Annotated in this window: 14 protein-coding genes; 3 read left to right on the top strand and 11 right to left on the bottom strand. The window is 64.2% G+C overall.

The window, feature by feature from the left end; genetic code table 11:
* Both FQU74_RS11175 and FQU74_RS11170 read right to left on the bottom strand, forming a co-directional pair.
* The gene (locus FQU74_RS11175; RefSeq protein ID WP_146286542.1) at positions 1 to 612 is read right to left on the bottom strand and encodes a LysE/ArgO family amino acid transporter; all 612 of its coding nucleotides are present in this window, start codon (positions 610 to 612) and stop codon (positions 1 to 3) included.
* A complete protein-coding gene (locus tag FQU74_RS11170; RefSeq protein WP_229704364.1) occupies positions 605 to 1,015 on the bottom strand; it encodes an ACT domain-containing protein in 411 nt (136 codons plus the stop codon). The genes FQU74_RS11175 and FQU74_RS11170 overlap by 8 nt, the downstream gene beginning before the upstream one ends.
* Positions 1,016 to 1,093: 78 nt before the next feature.
* On the opposite strand from FQU74_RS11170, the gene FQU74_RS11165 reads away from it, so the two are divergent.
* Positions 1,094 to 1,993, top strand: a complete 900-nt coding sequence (locus FQU74_RS11165) for a LysR family transcriptional regulator ArgP (RefSeq protein WP_146286541.1) — start codon at positions 1,094 to 1,096, stop codon at positions 1,991 to 1,993.
* 21 nt (positions 1,994 to 2,014) lie between these two features.
* Here the strand turns inward: FQU74_RS11165 and FQU74_RS11160 are convergent, their stop codons facing one another.
* From FQU74_RS11160 to FQU74_RS11145, 4 genes are all read right to left on the bottom strand, one after another.
* Positions 2,015 to 2,758 (bottom strand): YebC/PmpR family DNA-binding transcriptional regulator, encoded by a 744-nt coding sequence (locus FQU74_RS11160; RefSeq protein ID WP_146286540.1) that lies wholly within the window; start codon positions 2,756 to 2,758, stop codon positions 2,015 to 2,017.
* Between the two features lie 93 nt (positions 2,759 to 2,851).
* Positions 2,852 to 3,226, bottom strand: a complete 375-nt coding sequence (locus FQU74_RS11155; protein ID WP_146286539.1) for a hypothetical protein — start codon at positions 3,224 to 3,226, stop codon at positions 2,852 to 2,854.
* 17 nt (positions 3,227 to 3,243) lie between these two features.
* Entirely contained in the window at positions 3,244 to 5,028 is a 1,785-nt protein-coding gene (locus FQU74_RS11150) for an SLC13 family permease (protein ID WP_146286538.1), read from the bottom strand.
* Positions 5,029 to 5,181: 153 nt separating this feature from the next.
* Positions 5,182 to 5,994: a TIGR00282 family metallophosphoesterase gene (locus FQU74_RS11145; RefSeq protein ID WP_146286537.1), complete on the bottom strand. Its 813-nt coding sequence runs from the start codon at positions 5,992 to 5,994 to the stop codon at positions 5,182 to 5,184.
* A gap of 201 nt (positions 5,995 to 6,195) precedes the next feature.
* Here FQU74_RS11145 and FQU74_RS11140 point away from each other — a divergent pair, with 201 nt between their 5' ends.
* Both FQU74_RS11140 and pdeM read left to right on the top strand, forming a co-directional pair.
* Positions 6,196 to 8,613, top strand: a complete 2,418-nt coding sequence (locus FQU74_RS11140; RefSeq protein ID WP_146286654.1) for a ligase-associated DNA damage response DEXH box helicase — start codon at positions 6,196 to 6,198, stop codon at positions 8,611 to 8,613.
* A 44-nt stretch (positions 8,614 to 8,657) separates the two neighbouring features.
* Positions 8,658 to 9,338 carry a ligase-associated DNA damage response endonuclease PdeM gene (gene pdeM, locus FQU74_RS11135; protein WP_146286536.1) on the top strand — a complete coding sequence of 227 codons (681 nt, stop codon included), beginning with the start codon at positions 8,658 to 8,660 and terminating at the stop codon, positions 9,336 to 9,338.
* On the opposite strand, the gene folD is transcribed toward pdeM, so the two are convergent.
* The 5 genes from folD to ftsH form a co-directional block, all read right to left on the bottom strand.
* On the bottom strand, positions 9,339 to 10,229 hold the full coding sequence (gene folD, locus FQU74_RS11130; RefSeq protein WP_146286535.1) for a bifunctional methylenetetrahydrofolate dehydrogenase/methenyltetrahydrofolate cyclohydrolase FolD: 891 nt from the start codon (positions 10,227 to 10,229) through the stop codon (positions 9,339 to 9,341). It lies immediately after the preceding gene.
* Positions 10,230 to 10,295: 66 nt separating this feature from the next.
* The gene (locus FQU74_RS11125; RefSeq protein ID WP_146286534.1) at positions 10,296 to 10,589 is read right to left on the bottom strand and encodes a chorismate mutase; all 294 of its coding nucleotides are present in this window, start codon (positions 10,587 to 10,589) and stop codon (positions 10,296 to 10,298) included.
* A 60-nt stretch (positions 10,590 to 10,649) separates the two neighbouring features.
* Positions 10,650 to 12,326: a formate--tetrahydrofolate ligase gene (locus tag FQU74_RS11120; protein ID WP_146286533.1), complete on the bottom strand. Its 1,677-nt coding sequence runs from the start codon at positions 12,324 to 12,326 to the stop codon at positions 10,650 to 10,652.
* 187 nt (positions 12,327 to 12,513) lie between these two features.
* Positions 12,514 to 13,293 (bottom strand): methyltransferase domain-containing protein, encoded by a 780-nt coding sequence (locus FQU74_RS11115; protein ID WP_146286532.1) that lies wholly within the window; start codon positions 13,291 to 13,293, stop codon positions 12,514 to 12,516.
* The gene (gene ftsH, locus FQU74_RS11110; protein WP_146286531.1) at positions 13,290 to 15,197 is read right to left on the bottom strand and encodes an ATP-dependent zinc metalloprotease FtsH; all 1,908 of its coding nucleotides are present in this window, start codon (positions 15,195 to 15,197) and stop codon (positions 13,290 to 13,292) included. The genes FQU74_RS11115 and ftsH overlap by 4 nt, the downstream gene beginning before the upstream one ends.
* Positions 15,198 to 15,214 lie beyond the last annotated feature (17 nt).

Here is a 15,214-nt window from a genome sequence, read left to right as displayed (position 1 = left end):
TCAGGTCTGCATTCCAAAAGCCAGCCCCGCCGCAATCGCCCACATGACGCAGCCCACCGCAACCTCCAGCGCCACCCAAGAGGACGGCCGGGCGAAGACCGGCGCAAGCGCCCGTGCGCCAAAGCCAAGCGCTGTGAAGAACGTCAGGCTCGCGATGGCCGCACCAGTGCCGAACGCCAGACCGAAGGGCGCATACTGGGCCGAGACCGAGCCGATCAGCACCACGGTATCCAGATAGACATGCGGGTTGGCCCAGGTCAGCAACAGGCAGGTCATCACCACCTGCGAGAGCGCGGCCGCGCTGCCTTCGCGCGGCATCAGCGCCTCACCCCCCTGCCAGGCCGCGCGGAACCGCTGCGCGCCATAGACAGCAAGAAAGGCAACACCTAGCCAGCGCATGACCGTGGCGAACATCGGCATGGCCTGCGCGATATGTCCAAAGCCGCCGACCCCGACCGAGATCAGCAGCGCGTCCGAGATCGCGCAGATCGCGACCACAATGCCCACATGTTCGCGCCGCAGCCCCTGACGCAGGACAAAGGCGTTCTGCGCCCCGATGGCTGCAATCAGGCTCAATGCGACCAGATACCCTGCAACGGCTGCCTCAAGCATCGGTCAGCCTCCGTAAGGCGGCCATGGCGCGGTGGGCATCGCTTGCAGGCAGAAAAATATGGTCATGGTAAAACCCCGCCACCACATTGGCGCTGATCCCCTCGGCCGCCAGTGCCCCGGCGACGGCCGCCGTCAGGCCCACGGCCTGAAGCGCCGAATGGATGGTCAGGGTGATCCGCGCAAAGGGCCCTTGGGCTGCAAGCCCGGCCTTGGCAAGATCGGCCATCGGCGCAATCAGGGTCATCCCCTCATCCTCGGCCACCGTCGCAAAGGGCATGACGCCAAAAGGCACCGCCGGGGCCGTGGCATAGCCCCAGTCCAGCCCGCACAGCTGCGGCGACATCTCGGCCAGCAGCCGTTTCAGATCCATCTCGCCCGTCATGGCGCCATCATCCTTGGTCAAGGGTTACTGATGCTTGACTTATGGCGGCCCAGCCTGTGAAATCCAGTTAATGTTTCTTTGCACGATTAAGTTCTACTAATGCTTGACTATCCCCAGCTACAGGCGCTTGTCGCGGTGCATCGACGCGGGTCGTTTGATCTGGCGGCGGCAGAGCTTGCGCTGACACCCTCGGCCGTGTCGCAACGCATCAAAGCGCTGGAGGATCGCGTCGGCGCCCTGCTGATCCGCCGCGCGCAGCCCTGCACCGCCACGGAAACAGGGCTCCGCCTCATCCAGCATTTCGATCAGGTGATGCTGCTGGAGGCTGCCCTGCCCTTGCCCGACCCTGCACCCACAACCGTGCGCATTGCGGTCAACGCCGATAGCCTGGCAACCTGGGTCATCGCGGCGCTGGCGGCGGTTCCGGAGCTGCTCTTTGATATCGTGATCGACGATCAGGACGTCAGCCACGACTGGCTGCGCCGGGGCGAGGTCGCTGGCGCAATCACGGCGCATCCGGGTCCCCTGCAGGGGTGCGACACGATCCCCCTCGGGCGGCTGCGCTATCTTGCGACCGCAAGCCCCGACTATGTCGCACGCTGGCTGCCGGACGGGGTCAGCCGCGACGCCATGTCCCGTGCACCGGCCCTGACGTTCTCTGACAAGGACCGTCTTCAGGAAGATTGGATGCGCCAGAATGTCGGGACGGGGATCGCCTTTCCCACACATCGCCTGGCCTCAAGCCAGGCCTTTGTCGATGGTGCGTTGGCCGGCCTTGGCTGGGGCATGAACCCGCTGCCGCTGGTCGCAAGCCATATGCAGGCCGGAGCACTGGTCGAGTTGGTGCCCGGCACGCCGCTGGATGTGCCGCTGCACTGGCAGTTCGCCCGTCGAACCGCCCCGGCGCTTGCCGGGCTGACGCGGGCACTGCAAGCAGCAGCGGTGGGCACGCTGCTTGCACCAGAAAAGAAAAAGCCCCCGCCAAAGCGAGGGCCTTGATCCGTTCAGTGCGCGCGCTGATTACTCCAGCAGCGCGGCCACGTCCTCGGGGACGTCGAAGTTGTGGGTGACGGTCTGCACGTCGTCATCCTCTTCCAGCAGGTCGATCAGCCGCATCAGCTTTTGTGCGGTGTCCAGATCAACCTCGGTACGGGTCTGCGGCCGCCAGATCAGCTTGGATTCTGTCGATTCCCCCAAGGCCTTTTCCAGCGCGTCCGATACCTCGGACAGGTTTTCGACCGCGCAGTAAACCCAGTGGCCATCCTCATCGGATTCGACGTCATCGGCGCCTGCGTCCAGCGCGGCCATCATGACGGTGTCGGCATCGCCGGCCGAGACGGGGTAGCTGATCTCGCCCACGCGATCAAAGCTGTGGCTGACCGAGCCGGTCTGGCCCAGGTTACCGCCCGCCTTGGTGAAATAGCTGCGCACGTTCGATGCGGTACGGTTCAGGTTGTCGGTCATCGCTTCGACGATGATGGCAATGCCGCCCGCGCCGTAACCTTCGTACCGGATCTCGGTATAGTCGGCTGCATCGCCGCCCTGCGATTTCTTGATCGCGCGCTCGATCACGTCCTTGGGCATCGACACGGCCTTGGCGGCCTTCACCGCCAGACGCAGCCGCGGGTTCTTGTCGGGATCGGGGTCACCCATCTTGGCGGCGACGGTGATTTCCTTCGCCAGCTTCGAGAACATCTTGGAGCGCAGCTTGTCCTGCTTGCCCTTGCGATGCTGAATGTTCGCCCATTTCGAATGGCCTGCCATGACCCTCTCCGATCCTTCGGTTTTCGGCTTATTGGGGGCCTATAGCGCAGGGATCGGGGTGGCCGCAAGGGCAGCCCGATTCGTCGGGCCATTTCACCAGTCGAGGTCGGACAGGTCAGGCAGCTCAAAGACGTTGCGCGTGCCATCAGCGGCCGTGATGGTGATCGTGGCCATCGGCGACAGGATACCTTGCCCCCCCACCAGCGTCAGCCCGCTTTCAAGCGCGCGGCGCAGGACATTCGGTTCGTGCTCTTCCACCGTCCAGTCCATGCCACCGCCGCAGCGTTCAAACCGACCTGCATCGCCCTTGCGCGGAACCGAGCAGCGCGAGCCATCATCCATCCGCACATAGAGCCGCTCGGCGTCCAGACGCACACTGATCGGTTGCGCACTGCGATCCAATGCCCCGCAGGCCGCCAGAAGGGTCAGGCTCAGGGCGACGGTCGCAGTCCGGGTCAGCCTTCGCATCGCGCGTGTTCTCCGCGTCAAGGGTAGAGCGGCCAGATCAGCGGGATCAGCGCCGAACAGACCAGCCAGGTGATGATGTTCAGAGGCAGGCCGACTTTGGTAAAGTCGAGGAACTTGTAGCCACCCGGCCCATAGACCATCATGTTGGTCTGATAACCCACGGGCGTCGCGAAGGCGAGGGTGGACGAGAACATCACCGCCACCACGAAGGGCCGCGGGTCGACGCCCAATTGGCGGGCAAGCTCTATCGCGATGGGGGTGTAGATCACGGCAACCGCGTTGTTCGACAGAAACTCCGTCAGGATGACACCAAGCAGGTAGACCGCAAGGATCATGCCAAAGGGTGGCAGCCCCTCCATCAGCGGGCGCACATTGGTCACGATCAACTCGACCGCGCCCGAGCGGTCCAGCCCCTCGCCCACGGCCAGCATGGCAAAGATCATCGCCATCAGACGCCCGTCGACAAAGCCAAGCGCCTCATCGCTGTCGATGCAGCGCGTCAGAAGGATGACTGCGACGGCGAAAAAGCCCAGCGTGTAGATCGGCGCCACCTCAAGCGACGACAGGACAACGACGAACAGCAGCGCCCCGATCGCAATGGGGGCCTTGCCCCGGCGATAGGCCTGTTGCTTGGGATGGCTGACATCCACCATCTCCATGTCATCAGCCAGTCGCTTGATATCTTCCAGCGCACCTTCCAGAAGCAGCGTGTCGCCGACCTGCACGACCAATTCGTCCAGCTGTCTGCCAATGTTCTGGCTACGCCGGTGCGCCGCAAGAACATACACGCCATAACGGCGGCGCAGGCGCATCTCGCCCAGGGACCGCCCGACCATCCGGCAACCCGGTGTGATCAGAACCTCGACCGTCTCTGTTGCAACCGACGACAGCTTGTCGGCCAGACGCATCTCCTTGCGGTTCTGCATGTCCAGAAGCTCGGTCATCTCGGTGCGCAACACCACGCGGTCACCCGGTTCCAGCACGGCCGATTGCAGGTCGCGCCGCAGCGACAGGTCACCGCGCAGCACGTCGATCACCCGAACGCCCGAGCGTTTGAACTGCTGCACCTCAAGCACCGGCTTGCCCACCAGCACCGAATCCTCGGGGATCGCCACCTCGGTGAAGTATTTCATCCGCTTGCGATCACCCAGAAGCGAGGCCATCGACTGGCGTTCGGGCAGAAGATGACGCCCGATTGTCGCAAGATAGATTCCGCCGACGATCACCACCGCAAAGCCGAGGGGAGCAATCTCGAAGAGGCCAAAGTGATCAAGACCCGCCTTGTGCGCGGCGCCATCGACCAGAAGGTTCGTCGATGTCCCAATCAACGAGATCATGCCGCCCAGCACGGTCATATGGCTTAGCGGGATCAGAAGCTTGGAGGGCACGCTTCCGATGCGGGCTGCGATCTGGATGACGACGGGGATCATCACCGCCACAAGTGGGGTGTTGTTCATGATCGATGAGGCAAGTGCCACAAAGATGAACAGGGCCGCGATGGTGACCTTGGGCCGGTTGCCGACATGCGCCTCGACCATGCCGATCAGCATTTCCACAGCGCCGGTGCGCACCAGGCCGCCCATCACCATGAACATAAGGGCGATCGTCCAGGGTGCATTGTTCGACAGAACGCCGAGCGCTTCCTTTTCGGGCAGGATGCCCAGAAAGATCATGGCCGCCGCGCCAAGGATTGCCGTTACCTCGACCGGAAAGGTCTCGCGCACGAACAAGGCGAACATCGAGAGCATGATCCCGATGGCGACGTAGGTCTGGGTTTCCTGCGCCAATTCGATGCCGAGCATACGTCCCCCGTCCTTAAACTCGACAAACCTAGTAGATAATTCTTGCCAATCTGGCAAAGGATTCGTGCCGGATCTTCTGCGCAGGCGCCGGAAAAGGGAAGAAACTCCTTAGATAGTGGCACGGGCGGAAGACTGTGCCTGTCCTTTGCGCAATCAAGGGCGGGCTTCCTGCAAGCGACCGCCGATGCGGATCATCTTCACAGCCAGCGCCTTGCCGGTGCGGTCATCGGTCTCCACATAGACGCCCGACAGCGTGGCAGGTCCGTTGGCGGGGGTAAACCGCTCTTTCGGCATGCCGGTCACAAACCGCCGCATGGGCTCCAGCTTTTCCATGCCAATGATGGAGTTGTAATCCCCGCACATCCCGGCATCAGTCAGGTAGGCTGTGCCACCCTGCAGGATCTGTGCATCACCCGTAGGCACATGGGTATGGGTGCCCACAACAAGGCTCGCACGTCCATCGCACCAATGGCCCATCGCCATCTTCTCGCTCGTGGCCTCACAGTGCATATCGACGATTGTCGCCTGCGCCACCCCACCCAGTGGATGGGTCTTGAGCGCGGTGTCGATGGCCGAGAACGGGTCATCGAACGGCCGCTTCATGAAGACCTGCCCCAGCACCTGCGCGACAAGCACCTTGCGCCCGCGCGCGTCCGAGTAGAGCCGGTGCCCCTTGCCCGGTGCCAGCTTGGCAAAGTTCAAGGGGCGGATGATGCGGGGCTCCTGCTCTATGATAGAGAGCATGTCCTTCTGATCGAAGGCATGATCGCCCAAGGTCAGGCAATCGGCCCCCGCGGCCAGCAGTGCCTTGGCATGTTCAGCCGTCAGCCCTGCCCCGGACGAGGCATTCTCGCCATTGACCACCACGAAATCGAGACCCCACTCAGCCCGCAGGCCAGGGAGCCGCTCGATGATGGCGGCGCGACCGGCGCGCCCCATCACATCGCCAAGAAATAGAAGTTTCATGTCTCGGGATTAGCCGTGCACTGCCTGTCATGCAAGCCTGAGGGTTTGACCCGCCTGCCGAGATATCCGGAACCGGGGGATCTGGACCGAAGGATCGGCGCCCGGCGAAGGGCAGACCGGGGGTCTGCCTCGAACCCCCTAGGTAGTTGGGCCAGAATGAATTGGGCTTTCCGGGCGTGGGAAAAACCCTATCCTTCCAGCATGATCGCGCTTCCCGATGCACTGCCCGATGTACTGCCCGATGCACTGGCTGACTGGCTGGATGCCCAGGGCTGGGACCTGCACCCGCATCAGCGCGCAATGCTGGATCAGGCGGATGCACCCTCGGCGCTGCTGATAGCACCCACGGGCGGCGGGAAGACGCTTGCGGGTTTCCTGCCCTCGCTGGCCGAGATTGCGCGCGACCCGCGTCCGGGCTTGCACACGATCTACATCTCTCCGCTGAAGGCGCTTGCTACGGATATCCGGCGCAATCTTCTGCGGCCGATCGAGGGCGCGGGGCTTGCGATCCGGGTGGAGGACCGTACCGGCGATACCGGCGCCACGCAGCGGCGCAGGCAGCGGGTTGATCCGCCGCATATCCTGCTGACCACGCCCGAAAGCCTTGCGCTGCTCTTGAGTTATGAGGAGGCGCCGCGGATCTTTGCCGGGGTGCGGCGGGTTATCGTGGATGAGTTGCACGCGATTGCCGAAAGCAAACGGGGCGATCAGTTGATGCTGGGGCTGTCGCGGCTGTCGGCGCTTGCGCCGGGCGTGCGACGTGTCGGGCTTTCGGCCACGGTCGAGGACCCGCCTGCGCTCGGGCGTTTTCTGGGGCAGGACACACGGGTCCTTCTGGCTGATCCCGGCCCCGCGCCGGACATTGCCATGCTCGAGACCGGCCATCCCCCTCCCTGGGCGGGTGGCGGCGGGCGCCATGCGATCCCGGCGGTGCTGGATCAGGTCCGGCAGCACCGGACGACGTTGATCTTTCACAACACGCGGGCGCAGGCCGAGATCTTCTTCCACCACCTGTGGCTTGCGAACGATGACGGCTTGCCCATTGCCATCCACCACGGTTCGCTCTCGCGCGAGGCGCGCGCAAAGGTCGAGGCGGCAATGACGGCCGGGCAATTGCGTGCCGTGGTCTGCACGGGAACGCTGGATCTGGGGATCGACTGGGGGGACGTGGATCTGGTGATCCAGGTTGGCGCGCCGCGCAACGTCAAGCGTCTGGTGCAGCGGATCGGGCGGGCCAATCACCGCTACAACGCGCCGTCAAAGGCGCTGCTGGTGCCTGCAAACCGCTGGGAAGTGATCGAATGCCACGCCGCAATCGACGCCGTCCGCGCCCGTGCGCTGGATGGAGAGCCGCGTGGGCCGGGTGGGCTTGACGTCTTGTGCCAGCACATTCTGGCCACGGCCTGCGCCGGCCCGTTCGATGCCGATGCGCTTTATGCCGAGGTCACCACCGCGGGCCCCTATGCCGGGCTGACCCGCGCCGATTTTGACGCCTGTCTGGAGTTCTGCGCAACCGGCGGCTACGCGCTGCGCGCCTATGATCGCTGGCAGCGCCTGATCCTGCGGAACGGGCATTGGCAGTTGCGCGACCCGCGCACGGCGGCTGTGATCCGGCAGAACCTTGGCACGATCATTGACATCGAAACCCTGAAGGTGCGGCTGAGGGGCCGGATGGGCGGAACCCCATTGGGCGAGGTTGAAGAAAGCTTCGCCGCCACCCTGACCGCAGGGGACACCTTCCTGATCGGCGGCGAGGTCGTGCGGTACGAAGGCTTGCGCGAAATGACGGTCGAAGTCAGCAGGCAACCCGGCCGCGATCCGCGCGTGGCGGTGTTCAGCGGGACGAAATTCGCCACCTCAACCCAGCTGTCAGACCGCATCCTTGACCTTTTGCAGCACGAAAGCTGGTCTGATCTGCCCGCCCACACCGCCCGCTGGCTTGCCCTGCAGCGCGAGGTCTCGGGCCTGCCGCAGCCCAACCGCCTGCTGTGCGAGAGCTTTCCGCACGAGGGACGCGAGCACCTTTGCGTCTACGGTTTTGCCGGGCGCAACGCGCAGCAAACGCTGGGCCTTTTGATGACCAAGCGGATGGAAGACCGGGCGCTGGCCCCGCTTGGCTTTGTGGCGACAGACCACGCCACGCTGATCTGGGGGCTGGAGCCGGTGCTGAATGCTGCGCCCCTGCTGGAGGCCGCCGGGCTGCGCGATGGTCTGGAAAGCTGGCTTGCCGGAAACGCGGTGATGAAACGCACCTTCCGCGCCACGGCTATCATTGCCGGGTTGATCGAGCGTCAGCATCAGGGTCGCCGCAAGAGCGGGCGTCAGGCGACGTTTTCGTCGGACATCCTTTACGACACGCTGCGTCGGTTCGACCCCGATCACCTGCTGCTAAAGGTCACGCGGCAGGAAGCGATGCGGGGCCTTGTCGATTTCGGACGGATCGAGGCCTTGCTGGCGCGGGTTCAGGGTCGGATCGACCTGCACCGGCTGGACCGGGTGACGCCCTTTGCGGCCCCCCTGATGCTTGAGCCAGGTCGCGTTCCGGTTGCAGGTGAAGGGCGCCAGCGTCTGGCCGAGGCCGAGGCCGCGCGGCTGATGGCGGCGGCGGGGCTGACCTGAGGCACCATCTTGCGCTTGGGCCTGCGCTGCGGCACAGCTTGGCAATGTCGTGCCACGCCTTCACCTTTGCCGGATGCGCGCTGCTGGCCTTGCCCTCGGGCGGGTTGTTCTGGCCGGATGCGGGGCTGCTGGTCGTCTCGGACCTGCATCTTGGCAAATCCGCGCGCCTCGCGCGCCGGGGCGGCGGATTGCTGCCACCCTATGAGACGTCAGAGACACTCGCCCGGCTTGATGCGGATATCGAAACCCATGCTCCGCGGAGCGTGATCTGTCTGGGCGACAGCTTTGACGACATGGAGGCGCAAGGTGAACTGGCCGAGGCAGACCGGCTGTGGATCACGCGGCTGATCGCCGGGCGTGAATGGATCTGGGCCGAGGGCAACCACGATCCCGGTCCAGGCCAGATTGGTGGCATACACCGTGCCGAGGTAACGATCGGCGCGCTGACCTTCCGGCACGAGGCGGCGCCGGACGCGCGGGCCGAGGTCTCGGGGCATTTTCATCCCAAGGCGCGGCTTGCGGGACAGGCGGCCCCCTGCTTTCTGGTATCGGACCCGGACCGCCTGATCCTGCCGGCCTATGGACGCTACACCGGAGGGCTGTCCTGCGATGCGCCGGTACTTGCCGCACTGATGGGCGCCGGGGCGCTCGCGATCCTTACCGGACAGCGGGCGCTTGCAGTCCCCTATGCCGCAGCCCTTGGGCGGGGGCAGAGGGCGCGATGATCAGACCGTGAGGCCCTTCGGCTCGGGCAGTGCCAGCGCGCGGCAGCAGGCGGTCAGGGTATTGGCCAGCAGGCAGGCGATGGTCATCGGCCCCACGCCGCCCGGTACAGGCGTAATCGCCCCCGCGACAGTTGCTGCCGCCGCGAAATCCACGTCGCCCACCAGCCGCGTCTTGCCGTCTCGTTCAATCCGGTTGATGCCCACGTCGATCACCGTGGCGCCGGGCTTGACCCAGTCCCCCTTGATCATCTCGGGCCGGCCCACTGCCGCGACCAGAATGTCGGCGCCCCGGCAGACCGAAGGCAGATCGCGCGTGCGGCTATGCGCGATGGTGACCGTGCAACTGTCGCCCAGCAAAAGCTGCGCCATGGGCTTGCCCACGATGTTGGACCGGCCAACCACAACCGCGTTCATGCCTGCAAGACTGCCGTGGTGGTCGCGCAGCATCATCAGACAGCCAAGCGGCGTGCAGGGCACCATGCTTTTCTGCCCGGTGCCCAGAAGCCCCACGTTAGAGATATGGAAGCCGTCCACATCCTTGGCCGGGTCAATCGAATTGATCACCAGTTCCGAATTCAGATGCCCCGGAAGCGGCAGTTGCACCAGAATGCCGTGCACATTCGGGTCGGCGTTCAGCTGGCGGATCAGGTTCAGCAGCACCTCTTCAGAGGTGTCGGCAGGCAGCTTGTGCTCGAACGAGGCCATGCCGACCTCGACCGTCTGCTTGCCCTTGGAGGCGACATAAACCTGGCTCGCCGGATCTTCACCCACCAGAACCACCGCCAGACCAGGCTGGACGCCCTGCTCTTCGCGCAGCCGCGCGACATGTTCGGCGACCTGCGCCCGCACCTTTGCCGCGAAGGCCTTGCCGTCGATGATGGTCGCCGTCATTGCAGTCTCCTGAATGCGCCCACCGCCGGGGTGGACGGGATGCCAAACCTTGCCTGACTGCCCGGCCTAACGGCCAAGCGTCTGTTCCTCACGCGCGATGGACCAGTCGATCAACTGGCGCCAGATCCGTTCCGCCAGCACGGGGTCGAACCCCTCGGTCTCGGCCCGGCTGCGAACGCGTTGCACGACCTCTTCCACCCGCGAGTCGATCCGCGCGGGCAGGCCTTCGGCCGGCTTCAGCTCGGCGGCGCGGTCGATATAGGCCACACGCCGCGCGAGCAGTTCAATGATGCGGCCATCCAGCGCGTCGATCTCGGTGCGCAGTTCGGCCATGTTCCGGCAGTCTTGCGGGGCTCTCATCCCGGTCCTCCAGCGATGCTGAGCGCGAGGTAGCCCCTTGTCCGGCAGAGCGCAAGTGCGTCAGAACAACCCTTCGACAAACCCCTGATCGTTCAGCCGGATCATCTCGGCCGAGGGAACCTTGGGCAGGCCCGGCATCGTCATGATCTCGCCGCAGATCACCACGATGAAGCCCGCCCCCGCTGAAAGCCGCACCTCGCGCACCGGGACCGAGTGGCCAGTCGGCGCCCCGCGCAGGTTGGGGTCGGTCGAGAACGAGTACTGCGTCTTTGCCATGCAGATCGGCAGGTTCCCATAGCCCGCGGCCTCCCACACTCTCAACTGATCCCGGATCGCCTTGTCGGCGATCACGGCATCCGCGTGATAGATACGGCGCGCAATGGTTTCGATCTTCTGGAAAAGCGGCATGTCATCCGGGTAAAGCGGCGCGAAATGCGACGCACCGGCTTCGGCAAGTTGAACCACCTTGCGGGCCAGATCTTCGATGCCCTCGCCCCCCATCGCCCAATGTCTGCAGAGGATCGCCTCCGCCCCCTGCCCCGCGACGTAATCCTTGACCGCCTGAATCTCGGCCTCGGTGTCGGAATGGAAATGGTTGATCGCCACAACCACCGGCACCCCGAAGCCCTTCACGTTGGAGATGTGACGGCCAAGGTTCGGGCAACCCTTCTGCACAGCCGCCACGTTCTCGGCCCCCAGATCGGCCTTGGCGACGCCACCGTTCATCTTCATCGCACGCACCGTGGCCACGATCACCGCGACTGATGGTTTGAGCCCGGCCTTGCGGCACTTGATATCAAAGAACTTTTCAGCGCCGAGGTCGGCGCCGAACCCCGCCTCGGTCACCACATACTCACCCAGCTTCAGCGCCGTGCGCGTCGCGATGACCGAATTGCAGCCGTGGGCAATATTGGCGAACGGGCCGCCATGCACAAAGGCGGGGTTGTTCTCCAGCGTCTGCACGAGGTTTGGCTGCATCGCGTCTTTCAGCAGCACCGTCATCGCACCGTCTGCCTTGATATCGCGGCAGGTGATCGGTTGCTTGTCCCGCGTATAGGCCACGACGATCCGGCCCAACCGTTCCTGAAGATCCGCCAGATCGTTCGACAGACAGAGGATTGCCATGACCTCGGACGCCACTGTGATGTCAAACCCCGTCTGGCGCGGAAAGCCGTTCGACACGCCACCTAGGCTCACGACGATATCGCGGAGCGCGCGGTCGTTCATGTCCATCACCCGCCGCCAGGTCACACGGCGCTCATCGATGCCCAGCGTGTTGCCCCAGTAGATGTGGTTGTCGATCATCGCAGCCAGCAGGTTGTGGGCCGAGGTGATCGCATGGAAATCGCCGGTGAAATGCAGGTTCATCTCCTCCATCGGCACGACCTGGGACATGCCTCCGCCGGCGGCACCGCCCTTCATGCCAAAGTTCGGGCCAAGGCTGGCCTCACGGATGCAGATCACCGCCTTCTTGCCGATCCGGTTCAGGCCATCACCCAACCCGACGGTGGTTGTGGTCTTGCCCTCACCCGCCGGCGTCGGGTTGATCGCGGTGACCAGAACCAGCTTGCCCTCGGGCCTGTCTTTCAGGCTGGCGATGAACTCCTGACTGACCTTGGCCTTGTCGTGGCCATAGGGCAGCAGGTGTTCACTCGGGATGCCCAGGCGTTCGCCGATCTGCTGGATCGGTTTCTTCTTCGCATCCCGTGCGATCTCGATATCTGACCTGAAAGCCATCCGTAATCCTCCCGATTGCCATGTGCGCCGTCCCTGCGCCGCAGGCTACGGCCCGGAAGCGGCATTCACCGGGCCAATTGCGACACCAGTGCGCTGTTTTGCGCCGGGAATTGCGCCTTGCCCCCGATCGCTTGATGGCGCGGGCCTCTACGCGATGCGCGATCAGGGCGGCGGCGGTCCGCGGACGTCACCCCGTGACGTGCAGAACAAAGAACACGCGGCGGAAGGGCATCAGAACACCCCCGTCGGGCAGGCGCGGATAGGCAACTTCCAACGCCAGATCATAGGCTGACCGCAGGTGTTGGGCCTCAGACTCGGTCAGGCGCTGAAGAAAAGGCCGCATCGCCGTGCTTTCGGTAAAGGCGCGCACCGGATGCCCTTCGGCCTGCGCGGGAAGATGCTGCAGGTAGGTGGTCTCCCACGCGCTTACCTGCCCCAGATAGGACAGCATCCGCCAGTAGTCGTCCGGCGTTGCGACCGGCGGTTGATAGTCGGCAAAGTCGAAGTGATCTGGAAACAGCCGCGCGGCGGTTTCACGCAGCAGGGCGTGCGACGGTGCGAGGCTTTGACCCGGCATCTGCACGGCCAGAACGCCGTCCGCCACCAGCAGCCGCGCCAGATGCGGCATCAGCTGCGAATGGCGGCCCAGCCATTGCAGGGCCGCGTTGGAAAAGATCAGCGCAGGCCGCCCGGCCGGATGCCATGTCGCGATGTCGGTCTCGACCAGAGCGTCATAGCCGCGTGCCTGGGCGAGCATGGCAGGCGAGCTATCGACCCCGATCAGCCGCCGCCCCGGAAACGCCTGCCGAAGCGCAGGGCCAACGGCGCCATCGCCGCAGCCCAGATCCACGACCGGCCCGTCGGGCAGATCCCCGACCTGCGCCAGCAAATCCATTGCCGGGCGCAAACGCAAACCCCGGAACCTTGCGTAGGTTCCGGGGCTCCAGTCTTGCGGTCTGGCGGTCATGCCGTGGGTTCGGGCTCAAGCCCGCCTTCGGGCCGCGCCGTCTTGGGCTTGGTCTTGGGTACCGAGATCACCGACGAGCCACCATCACCGGATGAGCCGCTGTCGTCGCCGCCGAGTGCCTCACCCGCGACGACCTTGCGGATCTCGTCGCCTGTGAGGGTTTCGTACTCCAGAAGACCACGGGCGAGGCGTTCGAACTCTTCGGACTTTTCAAGCAGGATGCGGCGTGCCTCCTGATAGCCGTCGTCGATCAGGCTCTTCACCTCATCCTCGATCATCTCTTTGGTATGTGCCGAGACCGAGAAACCTGCGGTGTTGCCCTGATAGCCCTCATGCGCCTCGGCATAGTCGATATTGCCGATCTTGTCGGACATGCCCCACCGCATCACCATGGCGCGCGCAAGGCTCGATGCCTGCTGGATGTCACCGGCCGGGCCCGAGGATACCCCCTCTTCGCCATACTTGATAATTTCGGCGGCCTTGCCCGCCATGGTCATGGCGATCTTCTGCTTGGCTTCGTCCTTGTGCATGTTCAGCCGGTCCATCTCGGGCAGGCTGACGACCATGCCAAGCGCACCGCCACGCGGAATGATGGTGGCCTTGTAGACCGGATCGCACTTGGGCAGCGCCATGCCGACGATGGCGTGGCCAGCCTCGTGATAGGCGGTCTTTTCCTTCTGGTCCTGCGTCAGCACCATCGAACGGCGCTGCGCCCCCATCATCACCTTGTCCTTCGCATTCTCGAAGTCATCCATGGTGACGAAGCGACGACCGACGCGGGCAGCCATCAGCGCCGCCTCGTTCACAAGGTTCATGAGGTCCGCACCCGAGAAGCCCGGCGTTCCGCGCGCGATGGTACGCAGATCGACGTCGGGACCAAGCGGCACCTTGCGGGCATGAACGGTCAGGATCTTTTCACGGCCCTTGATATCGGGGTTCGGCACATGGATCTGGCGGTCAAAGCGGCCAGGGCGCAGCAGCGCGGGGTCCAGCACATCCTTGCGGTTGGTGGCCGCCACGATGATGACGCCTTCATTCGCCTCAAACCCGTCCATCTCGACCAGAAGCTGGTTCAGCGTCTGCTCGCGCTCGTCATTGCCGCCGCCAATGCCGACACCACGCGCGCGGCCCACGGCGTCGATCTCGTCGATGAAGACGATGCAGGGGGCGTTCTTCTTGGCCTGCTCGAACATGTCGCGCACGCGGCTTGCGCCGACGCCCACGAACATCTCGACAAAGTCAGAGCCCGAGATGGTGAAGAAAGGTACGCCCGCCTCACCCGCAATGGCGCGGGCAAGCAGCGTCTTGCCGGTGCCCGGCGGGCCCACCAGCAGCGCACCCTTGGGAATCTTGCCGCCGAGGCGCGAGAATTTCTGCGGGTTGCGCAGGAACTCGACGATCTCTTCAAGTTCTTCCTTGGCCTCATCGATGCCGGCAACATCGTCAAACGTCACGCGGCCATGCTTTTCGGTCAGCAACTTGGCGCGCGACTTGCCAAAGCCCATCGCCCCGCCTTTGCCGCCGCCCTGCATCCGGTTCATGAAGAAAATCCAGATGCCGATTAGCACGATGAAGGGCAACCAGACGCCCAGAAGCGACATGAAACCCGACTGTTCCTGCGGCTCGGCCCGAACTTCGACGTTCTTGGAGATCAGCCTTTCGGTGATCTGTTCGTCCTGCGGCTTGACGGTTGCATAGGTGCTTCCATCCTTTCCGCGCACGAGAATCCTCTCGCCATCAATGGTGACGCTGGTCACCTGCCCTTCATCGACGCGCTGCATGAACTCGGAATACGACAGATTGCGCGAGGTCTGGGTGGTGGTCGTGCCGTTGAACATGTTGAAAAGAAACAGAATCAACAGGAACAGCACAACCCAGAAGGCGATATTGCGTGCGTTGCCCACAGGGGAACTCCTTGAAG

Origin of the sequence: Gemmobacter aquaticus (assembly GCF_007859075.1) — a bacterium.
In the GTDB taxonomy this organism is placed as follows: domain Bacteria; phylum Pseudomonadota; class Alphaproteobacteria; order Rhodobacterales; family Rhodobacteraceae; genus Gemmobacter; species Gemmobacter aquaticus.
Note: the sequence above shows the minus strand (reverse complement) of the source record. Positions and strands in the feature narration are given on the sequence as shown.